The organism is Lutibacter agarilyticus, assembly GCF_900188235.1.
GTDB lineage: Bacteria > Bacteroidota > Bacteroidia > Flavobacteriales > Flavobacteriaceae > Lutibacter > Lutibacter agarilyticus.
On record NZ_FZNT01000009.1, the window covers coordinates 138,877 to 160,004 of the forward strand.

The following is a 21,128-nucleotide window of genomic DNA, read 5'->3' on the forward strand; positions in this document are numbered from 1 at the left end:
TTAAAATGTTTTATCAATATTTCTAAAATGCCCTGGTGCCAAACCTGTTTTTTGTTTAAAAAGTCTGTTGAAATAATAATCCGATTCAAATCCTAGTTCAAAGGCAATTTCTTTTTGATTTTTATCGGTGTTTAACAATAACTCCTTCGACTTTTCTATTTTAAGTAATAAGTAATATTGTAAAGGTGATACACCTGTTTGCTTTTTAAAATCCATTCTAAATTTAGAATAGCTAACGCCCAATTTTGATGCAATTTTTTCCAAATCAATTGATTTGTAAATGTTTTGGTACATCAAACTTTTTGCACGTGATACCATAGAGTTAAGGTCTTCAATTTTATTTCCTCCTTGTTTTATATTGTAAAGTTCCGCCATTAATTGAAGGCAAATTCCCGAAGCTAACCGCTGAAATCCAAATGATTCTTCATCAAAAAGTTTAAAAAGGGTATTGAAATGGTTCAATACAGCAGGTTTGTTACATTTAGAAATAATAGGTTCGTTTGGTGTAAAAAAACCATTTGAAAGGAATTGTTGTGCTATTTCACCAGAAAACCCCACCCAACGTTCTGTCCATCCTGTTTTTTTTAAAGGTTTGTAACGATGCCATACACCTGGAAATAGCAAAAAAACATCGCCATCTGAAATTTTGATTATTCCGGTTTCTTTACTGTCAAAAATACCTTCTCCTTTGGTAATAAGTACCAGGTGAAATTCATCTAAAGTTCTTCCTTTGTCCCAGGTAAAAACATAGTTGTCAGGATGGTCTTTTGACGGGTAGTCTAAATTTTTCTCAAAAATTGTTCTTCCTAAATTATTTACATAAAAACCCCAATTTTTATCTTGTTCAAAAACCATAAGGTATTTTCGGTAGATGTTTTTCATGTCATTTTGTGCAAGTTAAATGTCAAATTGTTAATTGGGTATATAAATTTAATTATCGAATTTTGGTATCAATTCCGAATAAAATAAATAGCTAAAATGTTAAATTATAGTATGTTATTTCGGATGTTAGAATTTGGATTATAATAAAATTAAAAAATATTTACAAAAATAAGTGTTTTACATAAATTAAATCAAAAAATGCTTTTAAATTTAAAAATGAAAAACCTACCAAATACTCTCAAAATGTATAAATTATTTAAACTATTGCTTGTAATAACTGCAATTTTAATTACAAGTTGTAAACCTGCATCTAAAGTTTTAACAACAGATATTAAATGTGAATATCGTACCAATCCGTTAGGAATTGACAATACAACTCCTCGTTTTAGCTGGAAAATTGTTGATGCTGAAAAAGCACGCGGACAAAAACAAACGGCTTATCACATTTTGGTAGCTAGTAGTCTTCAAAATTTAGACAACAATAAAGGTGATATTTGGGATTCTGGAAAAACAGAAAGTTCAACATCGGTAAATAATGTATATCAGGGGGAAGCCTTAAAATCTGGTCAACAATACTATTGGAAAGTTAAGGTTTGGGATGTTTCAGGAAATGCCTCAAATTGGAGTGAAACTGGAAAATTCTCAATGGGACTTTTGCAACCAGAAGATTGGAAAGGAGATTGGATTTATAAAAGCGATCAACAAAAAACAGATCATAACTGGTACAGAAAAACTTTTAAGCTAGACGCAAAAGCTACATCAGCTTTTGTATATGTAGGTTCTTTTGGTTATCACGAATTGTATGTAAATGGCAATAAGGTAACAGATAATGTGATGAATCCAGTTTCATCTTATATGAAAAAACGAATTCCTTATTTAACTTATGACATTACTCAATTTTTAAATGAAGGAGATAATGTAATTGCCATTTGGCACGCAGCAGGTTGGGCACGATGGAGGCGTATTAGAGAGTATAGAAATATTCCTTTTGTATTTAAAGCGCAAGCAGAAATTATAGCTGGAAGTGAGAAAATCACTCTAAAATCTGATACTACTTGGAAAACTAATAAAAGCTATAGTTCGTATTATGGCGATTGGGATATTTTACGTTTTGGAGGTGAAATAATTGACGATAGCAAAAGAGAAGACGATTGGAAAACTCCAACATATGACGATAGCAATTGGATGAATGCTAGTGTATACAACCATAACATGTTAAATGCAAAAATACCCGAAGGTAACAACATAAGTTTTGCGTTAAATAGTAATAAAAATAGAGATGTACATGCACCCTATCAACCAATAAAAGTCAAATTAAGTGCACAAATGGTAGAGCCTCAGGTAAAGTTTAAGGAAATTAAAGCCATTGCTATTGATAAAAATGATGATGGTACTTATCGTATTGATATGGGTGAAAATTATACAGGTTTTTTTGAAATGAATTTGTTTCAAGGTAAAGAAGGAGATTCTATTTTGTTTGAAATTAGTGATCAAACAGGTGAAACTTCTACATGGAAACAAAAAAGCAAATATATTTTCGGAAAATCGGGTAAAGGTAAATTTGAAAACCGATTTAACGTTGCTGGTGGAAGATGGATTACAGTTTACGGATTAAACTACAAACCTAAATTGGAAGATGTTAAGGGGTTTGTAATTACAAACAATCGTAAACAAATTAGTCAATTTAAATCTTCTAACAAATTATTAAATCAAATCTACCAAATTAATTTGAACACCTATATAGCCAATACCATGGATGGTATATTGGTAGATTGTCCGCATAGAGAAAGACGGGGTTGGGGAGAAGTTACAGTTGCAGCTATGTATGGTGATGCACTTCCAAATTTTGAAAGTGGCGCTTATATGGATCAGTATCTTCAATATACGCGAGATGCTCAATTGAATGATGGTCAAATCAGAGGTGTTATAAACGAAGAAGATCGTCCGTTTTTAATGTGGAAAGCAAATAGTCCTATCACTGTTTGGGAAACTTACAGAATGTTAGGTGATAAAAAAATATTGAAAGACAATTATGAGTCCATGCAAAAATGGATGACTTGGTTATTTGAAAATTCTAATTATAAAACAGGTGGCGCGCTAAAAACAGGTGAGCAAGGCTCTCGAGAATTTCCTGGTTTAGGAGATTGGTGTACACCTCGTGGAAATTTTTGGACAAGTAGTAATTCTCCTGAAGCAATTCATTTTAATAATTGTGTATATGCATTTATATTAGATAATGCTATGAAAATTTCAACAGCATTAAATAAAACCGAAGATGCTAAAACCTATGCAGATAGATTAAAAGTACAACAAGAAGCAACACATAAGTTATCCTACAATCCTGAAACTGGTAAATATGTTGATGGTTTACAGGTAGATCAAGCTTTTGCTTTGTTATCAGGTGTTACCCCAGATTCTGAAAAGCAAAAAGTATATGATAATTTAGTAGACAATGTGTTGTATAAATTTCCTTATTATGATACAGGAAGTTCTGGTCAAGCCCTTTATACACGCTATTTTACAGAGTCTGGTGAGCGTATGGATTTAGTGTACGAATTACTTCAAGATAATCACCATCCAAGTTATGGGTATTTTATTGAACAAGGCAAAACGGTATGGCCAGAGCGTTGGTCTGCTGTTGGAAATAGTCAAATTCATACATGTTACACAGGTATTGGTGGTTATTTTATCAAAGGTTTCGGTGGAATTAGACCAAACCCTGAAAGTTTAGGAATGCAACATATGATTATAAAACCAGCTCCTGTTGGCGATTTAACTTATGCCAATACAGCATACGAATCGATGTATGGTAATGTGGTTGTTAATTGGATAAAGAAAGCAAACACAGCTACATTTCATATTGAAGTTCCTGTAAATACAACTGCTAAAGTGTATTTGCCTGCAGTTGATAAAGAAAATGTTAAAGAAGGTGATGTTTTAGCAGAAAATTCAGAAGGAGTCAATTTTGTAGGTACTGAAAAAAGTGATGCTGTTGGAAATTATGTAATTTATAATGTAGCATCTGGGGTTTACGATTTTAAAGTGAATGAACTTCCAGAAGTAGCATATTCAAAACCGTTAGGAACTTCAAATAATTTAGCAACTTTAGGAAGAATGAATGCATCGTCTATGTTTATTGAAACTGAAAAGTTACCGGGTTTTGAAGCCTTTAAAGCAAATGATGAAAATATTGAAACACGTTGGTTGGCTAACGACTTAAATAATCAATATGTAGAAGTAGAATGGGTAAAACCACAAACTTTTAATAAAGTGGTTATTGATGAAGTTGAAAATAATATTTCAGCATATAAAATTCAATATTGGGAAAATGGATCGTGGAAAGATATTGTAAGTGGAACAAATTGTGGAGCTAATAAAGCACATAGTTTTGAGTCAGTTACAGCTTCAAAATGTAGGATTTTTATTGTTGAAGCTAAAAAAGCAGCATCAATTTCAGAGTTGAAAATATATAGTTCTAACTAAATGATACAGATACTAATAGATTTCAGAAAAGTATAGAGGATGAAAGATAAAATAATGAAATTACTAAGTAAAACTTTTTTTGTAACCTTATTACTAAGTTTGTTTCTAACAGATTTAGAAGGTCAAAACGTATCGCTTGAACAGAATTTTCAGAATCCACCACCATCGGCCAGAGCTCGTGTGATGTGGTTTTGGATCAATGGTAATGTGACCAAAGAGGGCATCACAAAGGACTTGGAGGCGATGAAAGATGTCGGTATTCAAGGGGCTTTGATTTTTAATGCTAGTTTGGGACAACCACAAGGCTACGTGTCTTATTTGAGTCCAGAATGGCTCGACCTTTTTAACTTTACAGCTTTAGAAGCCCAACGTTTAGGTCTTGAGTTGAGCTTTCATAATGGGTCAGGATGGTCCTCATCTGGTAGTCCTGTGATTACCCCAAAATTTGCGATGCAAAAAGTGGTGTATTCAGAAACTGTGCATCAAGGTGGTGGAGTATTCGAGGGGCAACTGACTCAGCCAGAAACACAGTTAGGCTATTACAAAGATATTGCAGTAGTTGCTTTCCCAAAGCCTCAAAGCGAAGAACGCATCAATGATTTAGATTTTAAAAGCTTATCGGGTAAAGAGCGAAATCATTTGGGGCCAGACGATAAATCGGTACCTGCAACAGCTGTGGTGAAAAAAATAGAGATTATCGATTTAACATCGCAGTTAAGCGCTGATGGTTCACTAAAATGGAAGGCGCCAGAAGGAGACTGGGTGATTCTACGACTTGGTCATACACCAACTGGTAAAAAAAATATTGCTGCGCCACAAGGCGGTCAAGGTTTGGAATGTGATAAGATGAGTCGCGCGGCGGTGGATGTTTTCTGGCAAGGCAGTATTATGCCCATCGTAAATAAACTTGATACCCTCATTGGTTCAGTAGTTAAACGATGCCATATTGATAGTTATGAGGTGGGAACTACAAACTGGACACCAGGTTTTGAAGATGAGTTTACAAGACTTCGCGCTTACGATTGCACTTCTTTTTTGCCTACACTAGCTGGTTATTATGTGGAAAGTGGAGAAGAAACAGAACGCTTTCTTTGGGATTTTCGACGTACCATTGGCGATTTAATGGCTGATCATTATTACGGTTATTTTGGCGACCTCTGTCATCAATATGGAATGCAGTTCTCTACAGAACCGTATTGGGGTCCTTTTGATAATATGCAAGTGGGCGCTAAGGCAGATGCCGTTCTGTCTGAGTTTTGGAGCGGACATTTGGCCTTTTTCGATTCCCCTAAGTTTGTGGCTTCCATTGCTAAGTTGAATGGTAGCCCCATAGCAGAGGCTGAGGCGCTTACCGATATGGGAGGATGGCAGCAACACCCTGGCGCACTGAAAGCAATGGGTGATCTGGCTTGGGCACAAGGCATCAATCGTTTTGTGCTTCACTGTTATGTCCATCAGCCCTGGGATGTAGCTCCTGGTTTGACCTTGGGGCCTTTTGGTATTGATTTTAATCGCTTGAATACTTGGTGGAAACAAGGGAAGCCCTTTGTTGATTATATTGCCCGTGGTCAGTACTTGTTACAGCAGGGCACATCTGTTGCCGATGTGTTGGTGTTTACGGGCGAAGCATCGCCCAATGATGCCTTGCTGATACCTGAGATAAAAGCACTAGGTTATGACTATGATCTGATAGGTGCAAATAAAATAGCCGAACTAAGCGTCAAAGATGGATTGGTTTGTACTTCTTTGGGCGACAAATACCAAGCTTTGGTGATGCCCTCAAGTCCTTGGATGACGCCCAAAGTGCTGGCTAAGATTGAAGCCTTGGCCAATGATGGAGCGACCATACTAGCCTCTAAGCCACAAAAATCACCAAGTCTTAATAGTTACCCTTCGTGTGATGAAAGCGTAGCTCATTTAGCCGATAGATTATGGAGTAAAGGCCTTATTAAAGAGAATTCTATCGTCGAAGAATTGCAAAATGGCACCTTACCTCCTGATTTTTCCATTGCACAAGGTAGTCGTGAGGGGATTGACTTTATTCACCGAAAAACTGACGATGCTGATATTTATTTTGTGGTCAATTCGAGGAAAGAAAGTCGAGAGCTAGGTTGTCGTTTCCGTGTGTCAGGTTTACAGCCCGAATTGTGGAATGCCGAAACAGGCGAAGTAAGTAAGGCTAGCGTATGGCGGGATAATGGTGATGGCACGACCACTGTAAACATTCCTTTTGCTTCTGAAGGTTCTGTTTTTGTCCTTTTCAGAAATATGGTCTCATCAGAGAAACACATTGTAAATACGACACAGACTCTCCAAAAACCGGCATCAAAACCATTGCCCAATTTAGAAATATTAAAAGCAGCATATGGTACTTTCTTGCCTAGTGGGTTGGTGGATGTGACAGCGGTGATCAAGGGTGAAGTAGAAAATAATAGCTTGAATATACAAGTCACACGTAGCCTTTGTAAGGGTGATCCGGCACCAGGGTATCATAAAGAATTGCGCATTCAATATAAAATAGGCGATGTGCTTCTAGAGAAAAATGCGATGGAAAAAGAGTGGCTAGTAATAGCTGCTTCTGATAAGGGAGAACTGCAGATTTTAAGAGCCGTTTTTGGGAAATTCGAACGCGGCGTAGATGGCATTCCTCCAAATCATCCTGTTTTTGATGTGACCGAAAAAGTAAAATCTATAATCAAATCTGGAGTATTCGAAATTCCAGTTAATGATAGTTTTTCCGAAGGAATAGATATTACTACCAAGAAATCCTTACACGTAGCGTATAAAACGAATGGAGTGGAGAAATACGCCCATGTTTCCAATGGCGATATCTTAAAATTGACACAAGAAGTGTTAGAACCGAAATTAATACATAAGGATGGTGTTGTTTCATGGGTTTCTCCTTACGTTGGGGAAATAGCTTACCTGACTTCCGAAGGGAAAAGTAAAACGGTAAAGGTGAAATCTGTTCCTAAGCCCATCGTTTTAGAAGGGGCTTGGGACGTGAGTTTTTCAATGAAAGAAGGAGCTTCCTTAGATACTTCTTTTGATCAGTTGGACTCGTGGTCAATATCAAACATTGATGATATTCGTTATTTCTCGGGTACAGCTACTTATAAAAAACAGTTCGAGGTTTCTTCTAAATTTCTTAAAGAAGATATTTCTTTACAGTTAGACTTGGGCAGCGTGAAAGAACTTGCCGAAGTTATCGTAAATGGACACAATCTAGGGATTTTATGGAAAGCCCCTTTCAGGCTTAATATTGATGAATTTGTGCAGGCAGGGACGAATACTTTGGAAGTGAAAATTACCAACCTGTGGCCAAACCGTTTGATTGGTGATGAGCAATTGCCTTTGGATTATAAACGAAAAGGCCCCAATGTGAAGCAATGGCCTGATTGGCTTTTAGATGATACTAATCGACCAACAGATCGAACTACTTTTGCAGCTTACAAGCATTGGCATAGGAGTTCCGAATTGCTACCTTCGGGTTTGTTGGGGCCTGTAAAAATTATGGTATTTAAAGTAAAAGTGCTAAAGTAGAAATGAAATTAGATAAGATATTTGCTAAAGCAGGAAATTATAACATAAAATAATAAAAAAATATAACAATGAAAGTAGGATTATTTGGTATCGGTTTAGATACTTATTGGCCTCAGTTTGAGGGATTGTTACAACGTTTAGAAGGTTATCAAAATCAGATAGCTGACAAAATGAACGAATTTGGTGCGGAGGTTGTAAATGTAGGTTTGATTGATTCGCCTGTAAAAGCAAGAGAAGCAGCTGATAACTTAAAGAAAAATGATGTTGATATTGTGTTTTTGTATGTTTCAACGTATGCTTTGTCGTCCACAGTGTTGCCTGTGGTTCAAAAGCTAAAATGCCCAATCGTTATACTAAATATTCAACCAGTTGCAGCTATTGATTATGAAAATTTCAATAAAATGGGCGATCGTGGATTAATGACAGGGGAATGGTTGGCGCATTGCCAGGCTTGTTCAGCTCCTGAAATTGCAAATGTTTTTAATCGGTCAGGTTTGGATTACGAATTTGTAACAGGCTATTTAGGTGAACAGGCTGTTTGGGATGAAATTCAAGATTGGATTGATGCAGCTCATGTAGCTTCAGTAATGAATAACAATAGATTGGGAGTTTTAGGACATTATTACTGCGGAATGTTAGATGTGTATTCCGATTTAACAAAACAATCGGCAGCATTTGGTACACACATAGAAGTTGTTGAAATGTGCGAAGTAAAAAAATATAGAGATGAAGTTACTGAAATAGAGATAACAGAGAAAATTCAAGAATTTTACAACACATTTGAAGTTGTTGCTGAATGTGAGGAAGCAGAATTGATTCGCGCAGCAAAAACATCTGTAGCGCTTGATAAATTGATAGAAACTCATAACCTTGGTTCTTTAGCTTATTATTACGAAGGTGAATCTGGAAATGAATATGAAAACATTGTAACCTCTGTTATTGCAGGAAATACGTTGTTAACTGGAAAAAATGTACCTGTTGCTGGTGAGTATGAAGTAAAAAATGCACAAGCCATGAAAATTATGGATGCTTTTGGTATTGGTGGTTCTTTCTCTGAATTTTACGCCATGGATTTTAACGATGATATTGTAATGTTGGGTCATGATGGACCTGCTCATTTCGCCATTGCCGAAGGAAAAGTTCAGTTAGTACCGCTTCCTGTATATCACGGAAAACCAGGTAAAGGGTTGTCTATTCAAATGACTGTAAAACACGGACCTGTAACCTTATTGTCTGTTGTTGAAGGTAAAGATGAGGTATTTTTATTGGTTGCTGAAGGAGCGTCGGTTGAAGGACCAACTTTACAAATAGGAAATACAAACAGTCGTTATCGCTTTTCAATAGGCGCTAGAGCATTTATGAATGAATGGTCTAAGCAAGGACCAGCACATCATTGTGCTATTGGTGTTGGGCATATTGCCAATAAAATAGAAAAGCTAGGCAAACTATTAAACTTAAAAGTGGTTAAGATTTGTTAGTAAAAAATGGTTAATCTAATTATTTTCTTTAAAAGTAATTAGTAGCTATAGTTTAACTAATTACTTTAGTTAAATAGCCAAGATAGTACAGGATAAAACTAATACGGGTAAAATTTAAATTTATCAATTATAAAATGGTAAATGAATATTTGAAACATCATTCTTATGCCTTTTTTACTCAAAACCCAAATTGGATATAAGTATTATACAATTAATTAAAGTTTTATTTAAATGAGATTTTTTATTTTTTTTCTAATAAGCCTCAGTACAATGGTACAGGGTATGGAAATTAAAAACTTAAAGTGCGAAGGACAAACAAATCCTGTAGGAATTACCAAAACGCATCCAAGTTTTAGTTGGACTTTTGTTGGTGATAAAACAAGTCCAGAACAAGGAGGTTTTCGAATTATGATGGCCACAAGTATTGAGAAATTAAAGTATCCTGATATTTGGGATACAGGGCCAACAAGTAATTCAAATACAGGTCCGTATAAATATTTGGGGGAACCCCTAAAATCAGGGCAAAAGGTATATTGGAAGGTGACTGCTTGGGGAAATAATCGTGGTGTGGTACATAGCGAACCTTCTTGGTTTGTAATGGGCGATATTAAAAACCCTGAAAATGCGTTTGAGCCACCTGTTTTTGAACAAAAAAATGGGGTTGTAAAAATAACTTTAAATCCAAAAGATAAAGGTCGAGTTTTTGAAGGTATTGGAGGTGTTAGTGCTGGAGCTTCTACCGATTTACTGTACGATTATAAAGATCCTTACCAAAGTCAAATTTTAGATATATTATTTAAACCCAAGTTTGGGGCTGGTTTTCAGCATCTAAAAGTAGAAATGGGTGGTGGAGAAAATTCTACTTGTGGCTCTGAACCCTCGCATGCGATTTCTAGAGAAGAATTAAAAAATCCAGTGTCTAGAGGGTACGAATTTTGGCTCATGCGAGAAGCTAAAAACCGAAATAAAGATTTGATTTTGGAATACTTGCCATGGAGTTTTCCAGGCTATTTGAAACCGAATATTTACACCAAAGAATCAGCTGAATATTTCGTTTCATTTTTAGATGTGGCAAAACGCGATTGGAATTTGGATATTGATTGGGTAGCTGCAGCCGAAAACGAAAACTATACCGACCGCGATTGGTTGGTGAATGAAGTGCGCCCACTATTGGATGCCCGTGGGTACAAAAAAGTGAAAATTCAAGGACCAGATGATAACAGTGGCGATTGGCAAATTTTTGAAGCGTTTGAGAATGACCCTGAATTTGATAAGGTGGTAGAAGCATTAGGATATCACTATATATCCGGTCGTGAATTTACAGAAGATATGGTAGATGGCAGAGGTCGTCCTACAACTCAAAAGGCAAAAGCATCAGGCAAACCACTTTGGGCTAGTGAAGATTGGAGCTGGACAGGCAAAGATTGGGGTGGAGCAGGAGCGCTCAATCTAGCACGTTTATACAACAAGTTTTACATTCGAGATAAAATTACCAAAACCCTCATTTGGGCCCCTATTGGCTCAATATACAAATCGGTCACTTGGGATAAGGCAGGTGCTATGAAGGCTAACAGTCCTTGGAGTGGATATTACGAAGTATGGCCTACTATTTGGGCAACGGCGCATACCACACAATTTGCAGAACCGAATAAATGGAACTATTTGGATAAAGCTTGTGGCTTGTTTGATGCCGCAACTTACAAAGGAAGTTGTGTTACTTTAAAAGAAGAAAACAGCGATAATTGGAGTATGATTATTTGTACAGAGGAGACTGAGATCCTAGAGGTTAAGATTGAAGAAGGTTTGTCGGATAAATTGGTTTCAGTTTGGAAATCTGATGAAAATAATCAGTTTGTTCAGCAAGAAAGTATTCTCCCTAAAAAAGGAAAGTTTGTAATAAATCTTGATCCTAAATGTATTTATTCATTGACCACAACTACAGGTCAGCAAAAAGGACATTATGAAATTCCTAATGAAACAGCTTTTCCTTTTCCTTATAGTGAAGATTATGAAGATAGAAAAGCAGGAGATTTACCTAAATATCATTCAGACCAAACAGGGAGTTTTGAAATTGCCAAAAAAGAAGATGGAACAAATTATTTGAAACAAATAAACCCAGAACAAGGTTACGACTGGATGCGTATTTACAGGCGTTCAAATATAAAACCGAATACCTTGGTGGGTGATATCAATTGGAAAAATTTTACTTGTAGTGTAGATGTTTTTATTGATGGAGGTAATGTTGAATTAGGAGGAAGAGTGCAAGGAAGTTATTTAAAAGGGCATCGTTTGATGCTTGAAAAAAATGGAAACTGGAAACTGGTTTTCGATAAAACAACCTTGGCTGAAGGAAGTATTCAAAATTTTGATGGAAACATTTGGCACCATCTAAAACTTAGTTTTAAAGAAGAAGAGATTAAGGTATTTGTAGATGGCGAATTACTAACCGAAGTAACCCATAAAATAGGCAATGGATATGTGTTGTTAGGAAGTTCTTACAATAATAATCTTTTTGATAACCTTAAAATTTTCAAAGAATAATATTAAAAAAATAATATGAATTACAAAATTAGAGGAATAATAAAAGTTAGTTTGATTTTTAGCTTAGTGCTATTAACATCATTCAGTTTTGCTCAAACTCCAAACTGGCAAGGTGCACAATGGATATGGCAGCAAGAAGATGGGCCATCCAATACGTGGATGAGCTTTAGAAAAACAGTAACATTAAATGAAGTACCCAAACAGGTAGAAGCGCTGGTTTCTGTAGATAGTAAATTTTGGTTGTGGATTAATGGCGAAATGGTACTATTTGAAGGAGGCTTGTCAAGAGGTCCAAGTCAAGCAGGTGAATGGGATAGAAAAAATAAAATAACGCCTGCTAATTCTTGGTTCGAAACAGTAAATATTCAACCTTATTTAAAAAAAGGTGAAAATACCATTGCAATTTTGGTATGGTACTGGGGACGCGAAACGCACAAAGGAACTCATATCGACAGTAAAAAAGGTGGTCTTTTGTTTTCAGCAAACATTGGTGATCAGAAAGTGGTTTCAGATGCTTCATGGAAAGCGATACAACATCCAGGATATGACAATACCATTGAGCCTGCTAGTAAAGCCACAGTTCAGTTCAGTGTAAAATATGATGCGCAAAACGCCATGAACGATTGGTCTGATAAGGCGTGGTACACTGCAGATTTTTCTGATGCTACATGGCCTTCAGCAATAGAAAAAGGTATAGCCGGAACAGCACCTTGGTATAATTTAGAACCTAATATTGTTCCTCATTTAATCAATCACGGATTGGAAGATTATACCAATGTTGCAGATTTAAAATTACCATATATTAGTGAAGGTAAAACTATTATTTGTAAACTTCCTTTTAACAAACAAATTACCCCTTATTTAGAAATTGAAGCCAAAGCGGGTGACACTATTTTTATCACTACAGATAACCGATTGAATAGAATCAACGCTACTTATATTACCAAAGAAGGAACGCAATCTTTCGAGAGCTTTTCGTGGATGAACGGTCACGAAGTGCGCTATACAATTCCAAAAGGTGTTAAGGTAAAAGCTTTAAAATATCGTTGGATGACTGTTGGTGAAATGGTTGGTGAATTTGAAGTGAGCGACCCATTTTACAGTCGTTTGTGGTCGATGGGTAACAATACTTTATTTGTTTGTGCTCGTGATAATTTTATGGATTGTCCTGATAGAGAACGTGCTTTGTGGATTGGTGATGTAGCCGATCAAACGGGATATATCTTTTATTCTATGGACAATGCTGGTCGTCAATTGTTAAAAAAAGCCATTTTACAAACTATGTCGTTTAACGAAAATGGTGTTATTGGCGCATTAGGACCACTTAGAGTTCGTGAACTGGTTGCACAAAGTTTGCAGTTTATTGCACAGTGCGTTTGGCCTTATTATTTAAATACAGGAGATAAAGAAACCTTGGAAAAAGTGTATCCATATATGTATGGTTATTTAGCGCTATTTCCAATGCAAGAAAACGGATTGCCTGAATACCGTAAAGGGAAAAGTCCAGACTCTTGGGATTGGGTAGATTGGGGAGTGAAAAATACCATCGATAGCGAGCCTATTCAAGCTGCTTTCTATTATTTAGCCTTAAATGAAGCCAAAAAAATGGCAGAAGTTTTAGGTAAAAAGGATGATATAAAATGGTATTCAAATAGAATGGAAACAATGAAACCAGCCTTTGATAAAGCTTATTGGAAAAATGGTTTTTACAGTACCAATCCTGAAAGTTTAAAGGATGATAGAGCCAATGCTATCGCCATAGTTTCGGGTATTGCAAAGCCAGAATATTACAATCAAATTGTAGACAATGTATTAATTCCAAATCGCTTTTCAAGTCCGCATTTTGAATGGATTGCTGAAGAGGCCATGTGTATGGCAGGAAGATCAAAGGAATCGTTGGAACGTATGAAAGATCAGTATCAAAGTCAGGTTGATAAGAAGGAAATGACAACTTTATACGAGATGTTTCCTAATGGCGGAAGTTATAACCACGCGTGGAATGCGCCTAATACTATTTTATCAAAATACATTGCCGGTGTAGCACCTACTAAATTGGCTTGGAGTGAATATGAAATTATGCCAACATTGCTTCATTTTAGCACTTTAAAAAAAACCATTCCAACAGTAAAAGGAAATATAGTTATAGATATTGAAGTTAAAGAGTCTGTATATGCAATGAATCTAGTTTCTCCAGAGAATACAGTAGCCATTATCGGAATTCCTAAAACAGGTAAAAAAATTGAAAAAGTGTTCGTAAATGGAAAAAGTATATGGGAAAATGGTAAATCGAAAAAACAACTAAAAGGAATTGAATTTGATAATGAAGATTTAAAATATTTGAAATTCAGGGTTCAAGCTGGTGCATGGAAAGTTAAAGCAGATTATAAGTAACTAAAAATAATCAAGGTTTAGTCTAAATACTTCAGTTTGTGTTTAAGGTTTTTATGCTAATAAACTAATTGTAAAGTGTTTAAAACTTATTTTGATATGAAATCGCCATTAACTAGAAGTTTGCGCAAGCAAATGAAATTCGCTGAACACATATGAAAATATTGACTCAGTGAAGCAAACACCAATAAATAAAAGCGATAACATATATGACCGCTAAAAAATCAAATTTTACACATATGAAATACATAAAGAAATGAAATTACCAATAAAGCTAAGTTGCGTTTTTATAATGCTTTTTTTAATGGGTTCCTGTAGAAGCTGGAGCCAAATTAGCAAAGAAAACTTTGAACAGGTAACATCAAATTTTACCACACCTGCTGATACCAATACTATTTGGTGTTATTGGTATTGGATTAATGATGATATTTCTAAAGATGGTATTACCAAAGATTTGGAAGCCATGAAAAAAGCTGGTATTGGTGGTGCTTTAATTGGAAATATAAATCCGGCTCACGAAGATGGAAAAGTACCCATGCTAAGTGAAGATTGGTGGTCGCATATGGTACATGCCGTGGTTGAAGGGAAGCGTATTGGGGTTGATATTGGTGTGTTTAATTGTCCGGGATGGAGTCAAAGTGGTGGTCCTTGGGTAGATTATACCAAAGCTATGCGTTACCTTACTTATAGCGAAACAAAAGTTTTAGGAGGTAAAAAACTTAGCATACAGCTAGAAAAACCAAAGGATGAATTTCAAGATACACATACTTTTGCATTCAAATCTTCAGCTATTGAAAAAAGAAGTACACAGTTTATTTCCACTAAAATAACAGCAAATTGGAACGATGTTGACGTGGCGGTCTTAAACGATGGCAATAAAGAAGCAGATACGAGCTTTGAACCAAAGAAGGGAGAATCTTTAGAAATTAGTTTTGAACTTTCTGAAGCAATAACAGCACGTTCTATCGCCATTATACCAAGTAAGCCTTTTAAATGTAATATGACTTTAATGGCTGTGGTTAATGGTGAAGAAAAAGTAGTAAAAGAATTCCTTTTTGATCGTTTTAAAATTTCTCCCAATGTAGCTTCAATTGAGACAGGAGATTTTGCTACCATTTTATCGGATGTTATAACTGACAAGTTTATATTAAAATGTACTAATTTTAGAACTAAAGGTGGCGGATATGGTTTTGCTGAAATTACTATTTCTGAAGCGCCTGTATTGGATAAATACATTGAGAAACAATTGGGGAAGATGCATTCTACACCTAAACCAAATTGGGATACTTACATATTTAGTAAACAAGAAGCGCTAAAAGATAAAAGCCTATGTGTAAATCCAAATGAGGTGATTGATATTAGCAATAAGCTTGATAAAAATGGTGTGCTAAACTGGGATGCGCCTGCAGGTGAATGGACCATTATGCGTATGGGAATGACGCCTACGGGTACTAAAAATGCACCAGCAGCACCACAGGGTGTTGGCTATGAGATTGATAAAATGAGTAGTGCCTTGGCGCAGTATCATTTCGATAATTTTGTGGGGGAACTACTAAAACGTATACCTGAAGAAAGCAAGTCGGCTTTTAAATATGTTGTGGCCGATAGTTACGAGCAAGGTTCTCAAAATTGGACCGATGGTTATGAAATTAAATTCAAAGAAAAATTTGGTTATGATCCTATACCATTCTTGCCTGTTCTTTCTGGTAGAATTGTGGGTAGTGTTGAATTATCTGAACGTTTTCTATGGGATTTACGCCGTGCTATTGCTGATGATGTAGCTTACGAATATGTGGGAGGCTTACGAAAAGCAAGTAATAAGTACAACCTTAAAGTTTGGTTAGAAAATTATGGTCACTGGGGTTTTCCGGGTGAGTTTATGATGTATGGCGGACAGTCCGATTTAATATCTGGAGAGTTTTGGAATGAAGGTACGCTCGGCAATATTGAATGTAAAGCTTCTTCTTCTACATCACACACTTACGGTAAACCTATTACTTCAGCAGAGGCTTTTACCTCATCGCGCAAAGCTTACCTTCGTCATCCTTCGATGCTTAAAAAACGTGGAGATTGGGCATTAACAGAGGGGATCAATCATTTTGTTTTGCATTTGTATATCCAACAACCTGACGATAATCGTAAACCTGGAATGAACGCTTGGTTTGGTACTGAGTTCAACCGACACAATACTTGGTTTAGTCAGGCTGATACGTATTTCGACTATCTACGCCGTTGTCAGCACTTGTTGCAACAAGGTAAATATGTTGCCGATGTGTGCTATTTTATTGGTGAAGATGCGCCAATAATGACGGGTGGTAGGAACCCAGAAATTCCAGAAGGATATTCTTACGATTATATCAATGCTGAAGTGATTATGAGCCGTTTATCTGTTAAAGATGGCAGATTTGTGTTACCTGATGGGATGTCATACAAAGTAATGGTGTTACCTCCATTTACTACGATGCGTCCTGAATTACTAAAGAAGATTGAAGCGTTGGTACAACAAGGAGGTGTTATTTTAGGTCCAAAACCATTAGAATCTCCAAGTTTACAGAATTTCCCAGCCTGTGATGAGCAAGTGAAAGCATTGGCTAACAAGATGTGGAATGGAACATACAATCAAGGTAAAATGGCGGTGCAATATGGCGCAGGAAAAGTGAAGGATGGTTTCCAATTGTCAGAAGTATTCGAGACTATTAATCTGTCAAAAGATTTGGAGCTTTCTGCTGATTTACCAGTACTGTGGATTCACAGAACGATGCCTGGTATGGAAATCTATTTTATAAGTAATCAAAGTGATGAGACCATTGATTTATCTCCAGTTTTTAGAGTGAATCAAAAGCTAAAACCACAATTGTGGGATGCGGTAAGTGGCGAAATAAGAGCTTTAGCCAACTATGAAATAACAGCCACAGGTATCAAAGTGCCATTAACAATGGAAGCAGCTCAAAGTTGGTTTGTAGTATTTACGAATGATACCAATAAAATAAATGTGAATCCTGCTTATGCTACTAATTTTCCTGCTTACGAAAAGGTGAGTGCTATTGAATCGCCTTTTAAAGTAGATTTTATAAACAAAGATATTGCACCTAAAGATCCTGTAGTATTTGATAAATTAATCGATTGGAGAAATTCAGAAGATGAGCAACTAAAGTACTATTCAGGAACAGCAGTTTATTCATCAACTTTTAAAATAGATAAACTTCCAAAAAACCAAGATCTATTCCTTAATCTAGGGAAAGTTTCGGTAATGGCAAAAGTGAAACTAAACGGAAAATATATTGGTGGTGTGTGGATGGCACCTTATCGATTGAATATAACGGATGCCATTAAAAAAGGAGAAAATATACTAGAAGTTGAAGTGGTAAACTTATGGCGAAATCAACTCATAAGAGACAAACAACGACCAGAGAATGAAAAATATACGTGGATAGTTATCGATAAAATTACATCAGAAAGCGCTATACAACCTTCAGGCTTATTAGGACCTTTGGTTATTGAAACAGTTAAAAAGTAAGAACTAAATAATTAAGCATATATAAAATGAAAAAACTATTATTACTCGCAGGTTTACTACTTATGGTATCCTGCCAATCAAAAAAAGAGATAGCAAAACCTAATGTTGTTTTTGTTTTAACCGATCAATGGAGAGCACAAGACCTTGGTTTTGTAGGAAATAAACAGGTAATTACGCCTGCAATTAATACATTGTCAAAAGAAGCAGTGGTATTTACCAATGCCATCTCAAATATTCCTGTTTGTACACCAGCACGAGCTTCATTAATGACAGGTAAATATCCGCTTAGTCACGGACTTTTTTACAATGATAAGCCTTTGAGATCAGAAGAGATTTGTATTGCCGAAGTCTATAAAGAAAATGGTTATCAAACGGGCTATATTGGCAAATGGCATATCAATGGTCATCCCCAAGGAATGAAAAATAGCGCAGGAAGACAACTGCCTGTAACTGTCAATCGTCGTCAAGGTTTTGATTATTGGAAAGTACACGAATGCACCCATAATTACAATAATTCCATTTATTACGACGAAAATGACGTGAAGCATAAATGGGAAGGCTATGATGCTATTGCCCAAACAAAAGATGCTGTAAAATACATGCAGGATAATAAAGAGAATCCGTTTGTATTATTTGTGTCGTATGGCCCTCCGCATGCGCCTTATAATACTGCACCTAAAAAGTATCAGGACTTGTATAAAGATATGGATATTCAATTGCGACCTAATGTGCCTGAAGATAAAACCGAAAAAGCAAAAGAAGATATCAGAGGTTATTATGCTCACATATCAGCACTCGATGATTGTATTGCTGAATTGCAACAAGAAATTAAAAAGCTAGGCTTAGATGAAAATACAATTTTTGTTTTCACTTCAGACCATGGAGACATGCTCTATTCTCATTCACAAGTAAAAAAACAAAAGCCTTGGGAAGAGTCTATTCACATTCCTTTCATGTTAAAATATCCTGCCAAATTAAAAGCGGGTACACAAATGACTAAAATGTTTTCATTTCCTGATATTATGCCAACATTATTAGGAATGTCTAATTTACCTATTCCTGAAACGGTACAAGGCATAGATTATACAGGACAATTATTGGGTACTGAAGTATTGGATGTAGACGCAGCTCTTATAACTTGTCCAGTTCCTTTTCATCAATGGAAATACAAACGTGGAGGAAGAGAATATAGAGGGGTAAGAACCGAAAAATATACGTATGTACACGACCTTAATGGTCCTTGGTTATTGTATGATAATTTGAAGGATCCTTATCAAATGAATAATGTTGTAGATCAGCCAGAGTTTAGCACAATACAAGCAGATTTGGAAGTTAAGCTGCTAGCAATATTAGATAAGAATGGGGATGAATTTTTACCAGGTGAAGAATATATGAAACAATGGGGGTACAATTGGGACAGTAATGATAGCATAAAACAAGCTATGAACTAGATTTAGAAATATTAAGGTAAAACTAGATCTGTAAATGTAATTATTGAATTGGAACTAAAGTTGTAAAATTAGCTAAAAACATAATTTAAAATAATTAAATGAATACCGAAATCGAATAAAACTTAGTCGTCTTTGGTTCTATTTTTAACCTAAACAACATCTTTAAGTTAAGCTCAAACTCCAAATTGGGGAAATGCACAATGGATGTGGCAAGACCAAGCAGGACCTGCAAATACTTGGGTTGCTTTTCGTAAAACGTTTGATCTTAAAGATGTTCCTGAGAGTGCTTTGGCACATTTGGCCTTAGATACTAAATATTGGTGATGTGAAATAACTACCACAATTTATCTATATGTAAAGTATTTATTTTATTGAAAACGGGTTTTCAATAAAATAAAAAAACGATACAAACTTAAAAGTGATTAAAATTTGTAAGTAGTTGTACTATGATACAAAATTTTTATCTTTCGAAACTTCAATTTAGCCATCATTAATTATAGTATTGTTGAGGTTATTAAAGGAGTTAATTGTATTATTTTTTAAATAAGCATGACAGAGCAGGATAATAGAACTGTTTTCATGATTTAAATTTATAAAATATTTAAAAAAGTAATTAAAAACATTAAAAAATTAATTTTATGCAAGCAATATTAGGTGTTTTATTTCATTCATTAGGAGGTGTGGCCTCAGGTAGTTTTTACATGCCTTATAATAAAGTAAAAGGTTGGGCATGGGAAAGTTATTGGATGGTTGGTGGCGTTATGTCTTGGTTAATAGCTCCTCCAGTTGCAGCTTATTTAACAATACCAGGTTTTGCTCAAATAATTTCTGAAAGTTCTGATACAGTTTTCTATTTCACATTATTAATGGGACTGTTATGGGGTGTAGGAGGATTGTCGTATGGACTTGGAGTACGTTATTTAGGAATGTCTTTAGGAAACTCAGTTGTTTTAGGATTTTGTGCCGCTTTTGGAGCATTAGTTCCTTCTATATATTATAACATTATTCCAACCGAAGGTAAAACTTCCTTTACAGATATGTTAACCTCTACTGGAGGTCAAATTGTGTTTTTAGGTGTAATCGTCTGTTTAATAGGTATTGCGCTTTCAGGTAAAGCTGGTATTATGAAAGAACGCGAATTATCAGACGAAGACAAGAAAAAAAGTGTTGCTGAGTTTAATTTGGTAAAAGGATTAATAGTGGCAATTCTTTCAGGTATTTTGAGTTCATTTTTCAATTTTGGTATTGAAGCAGGAAAACCTTTGGCAGATGCTGCAGTTGAAGCAGGTTATGATCACTTATACTCAAATAATGTAACTTTTGTGGTAATTTTATGGGGTGGACTTGCAACTAACCTAATTTGGACAACTATTTTAAGTTTAAAAAATAAATCATATAAAGATTTTACAAATTTAGATACACCAATTGCTAAGAATATTATGTTTTCAGCGTTAGCAGGATTCATCTGGTTTTTACAATTCTTTTTCTACGGAATGGGTGAAAGTAAATTAGGAAACGGTGCTAGTTCTTGGATTTTACATATGTCAACTATTATTTTAACTGCAAATCTTTGGGGTATATACCGTAAAGAATGGAAAGGTGTTGCTGCTAAAACAAAATGGACAATTACTGCAGGTATTGCTGTAATTTTATTGTCGGTTGTATTAGTTGGAATAGGAAACTCTATTTAGGAAGTTAAAAGCAGTAAAAACCTGCTTATAAAATAAAATTATTAAAGGATTAAATTCCTCGTGAAGATGTTAAGTTTTATAGAGAGTTCTCTGTAAAATTTAACATCTTTTTTTGTGGATAATGTTTATTGTAGATATTTTGTTTACAGCTTAT

At 35.4% G+C, this 21,128-nt stretch carries 9 protein-coding genes; 8 read left to right on the forward strand and 1 reads right to left on the reverse strand.

Annotated elements, in window-relative coordinates; all coding sequences use genetic code 11:
- Complete coding sequence (locus CHB67_RS14580) at nt 1–882, reverse strand: AraC family transcriptional regulator (RefSeq protein ID WP_089382530.1); 882 nt, start codon at nt 880–882, stop codon at nt 1–3.
- A 243-nt stretch (nt 883–1,125) separates the two neighbouring features.
- Here CHB67_RS14580 and CHB67_RS14585 point away from each other — a divergent pair, with 243 nt between their 5' ends.
- The 8 genes from CHB67_RS14585 to rhaT all read left to right on the forward strand — a co-directional run bounded on the left by CHB67_RS14585 (nt 1,126) and on the right by rhaT (nt 20,974).
- A complete protein-coding gene (locus tag CHB67_RS14585; RefSeq protein ID WP_176461287.1) occupies nt 1,126–4,365 on the forward strand; it encodes a family 78 glycoside hydrolase catalytic domain in 3,240 nt (1,079 codons plus the stop codon).
- 39 nt (nt 4,366–4,404) lie between these two features.
- On the forward strand, nt 4,405–7,908 hold the full coding sequence (locus CHB67_RS14590; RefSeq protein ID WP_089382532.1) for a glycosyl hydrolase: 3,504 nt from the start codon (nt 4,405–4,407) through the stop codon (nt 7,906–7,908).
- A 68-nt stretch (nt 7,909–7,976) separates the two neighbouring features.
- The gene (locus CHB67_RS14595) at nt 7,977–9,386 is read left to right on the forward strand and encodes an L-fucose/L-arabinose isomerase family protein (RefSeq protein ID WP_089382533.1); all 1,410 of its coding nucleotides are present in this window, start codon (nt 7,977–7,979) and stop codon (nt 9,384–9,386) included.
- 282 nt (nt 9,387–9,668) lie between these two features.
- Nucleotides 9,669–11,927, forward strand: a complete 2,259-nt coding sequence (locus CHB67_RS14600; RefSeq protein ID WP_176461288.1) for a glycoside hydrolase family 78 protein — start codon at nt 9,669–9,671, stop codon at nt 11,925–11,927.
- Nucleotides 11,928–11,942: 15 nt separating this feature from the next.
- Nucleotides 11,943–14,318, forward strand: coding sequence for an alpha-L-rhamnosidase-related protein (locus tag CHB67_RS14605; RefSeq protein ID WP_089382535.1), 2,376 nt, complete (start codon nt 11,943–11,945; stop codon nt 14,316–14,318).
- 253 nt (nt 14,319–14,571) lie between these two features.
- Nucleotides 14,572–17,832, forward strand: a complete 3,261-nt coding sequence (locus tag CHB67_RS14610) for a glycosyl hydrolase (protein WP_245813560.1) — start codon at nt 14,572–14,574, stop codon at nt 17,830–17,832.
- A gap of 26 nt (nt 17,833–17,858) precedes the next feature.
- Complete coding sequence (locus CHB67_RS14615) at nt 17,859–19,283, forward strand: sulfatase family protein (RefSeq protein WP_089382537.1); 1,425 nt, start codon at nt 17,859–17,861, stop codon at nt 19,281–19,283.
- Nucleotides 19,284–19,921: 638 nt separating this feature from the next.
- Entirely contained in the window at nt 19,922–20,974 is a 1,053-nt protein-coding gene (gene rhaT / locus CHB67_RS14620; protein WP_089382538.1) for an L-rhamnose/proton symporter RhaT, read from the forward strand.
- The last annotated feature ends 154 nt before the right edge of the window (nt 20,975–21,128 follow it).

Coding starts and splice junctions, on each gene's coding strand:
- CHB67_RS14590 (WP_089382532.1), top strand. CDS start 4,405: ATGAAAGATAAAATAATGAAATTACTAAGTAAAACTTTTTTTGTAACC.
- CHB67_RS14615 (WP_089382537.1), top strand. CDS start 17,859: ATGAAAAAACTATTATTACTCGCAGGTTTACTACTTATGGTATCCTGC.
- CHB67_RS14585 (WP_176461287.1), top strand. CDS start 1,126: ATGTATAAATTATTTAAACTATTGCTTGTAATAACTGCAATTTTAATT.
- CHB67_RS14605 (WP_089382535.1), top strand. CDS start 11,943: ATGAATTACAAAATTAGAGGAATAATAAAAGTTAGTTTGATTTTTAGC.
- CHB67_RS14600 (WP_176461288.1), top strand. CDS start 9,669: ATGGAAATTAAAAACTTAAAGTGCGAAGGACAAACAAATCCTGTAGGA.
- CHB67_RS14595 (WP_089382533.1), top strand. CDS start 7,977: ATGAAAGTAGGATTATTTGGTATCGGTTTAGATACTTATTGGCCTCAG.
- rhaT (WP_089382538.1), top strand. CDS start 19,922: ATGCAAGCAATATTAGGTGTTTTATTTCATTCATTAGGAGGTGTGGCC.
- CHB67_RS14580 (WP_089382530.1), bottom strand. CDS start 882: ATGAAAAACATCTACCGAAAATACCTTATGGTTTTTGAACAAGATAAA.
- CHB67_RS14610 (WP_245813560.1), top strand. CDS start 14,572: ATGAAATTACCAATAAAGCTAAGTTGCGTTTTTATAATGCTTTTTTTA.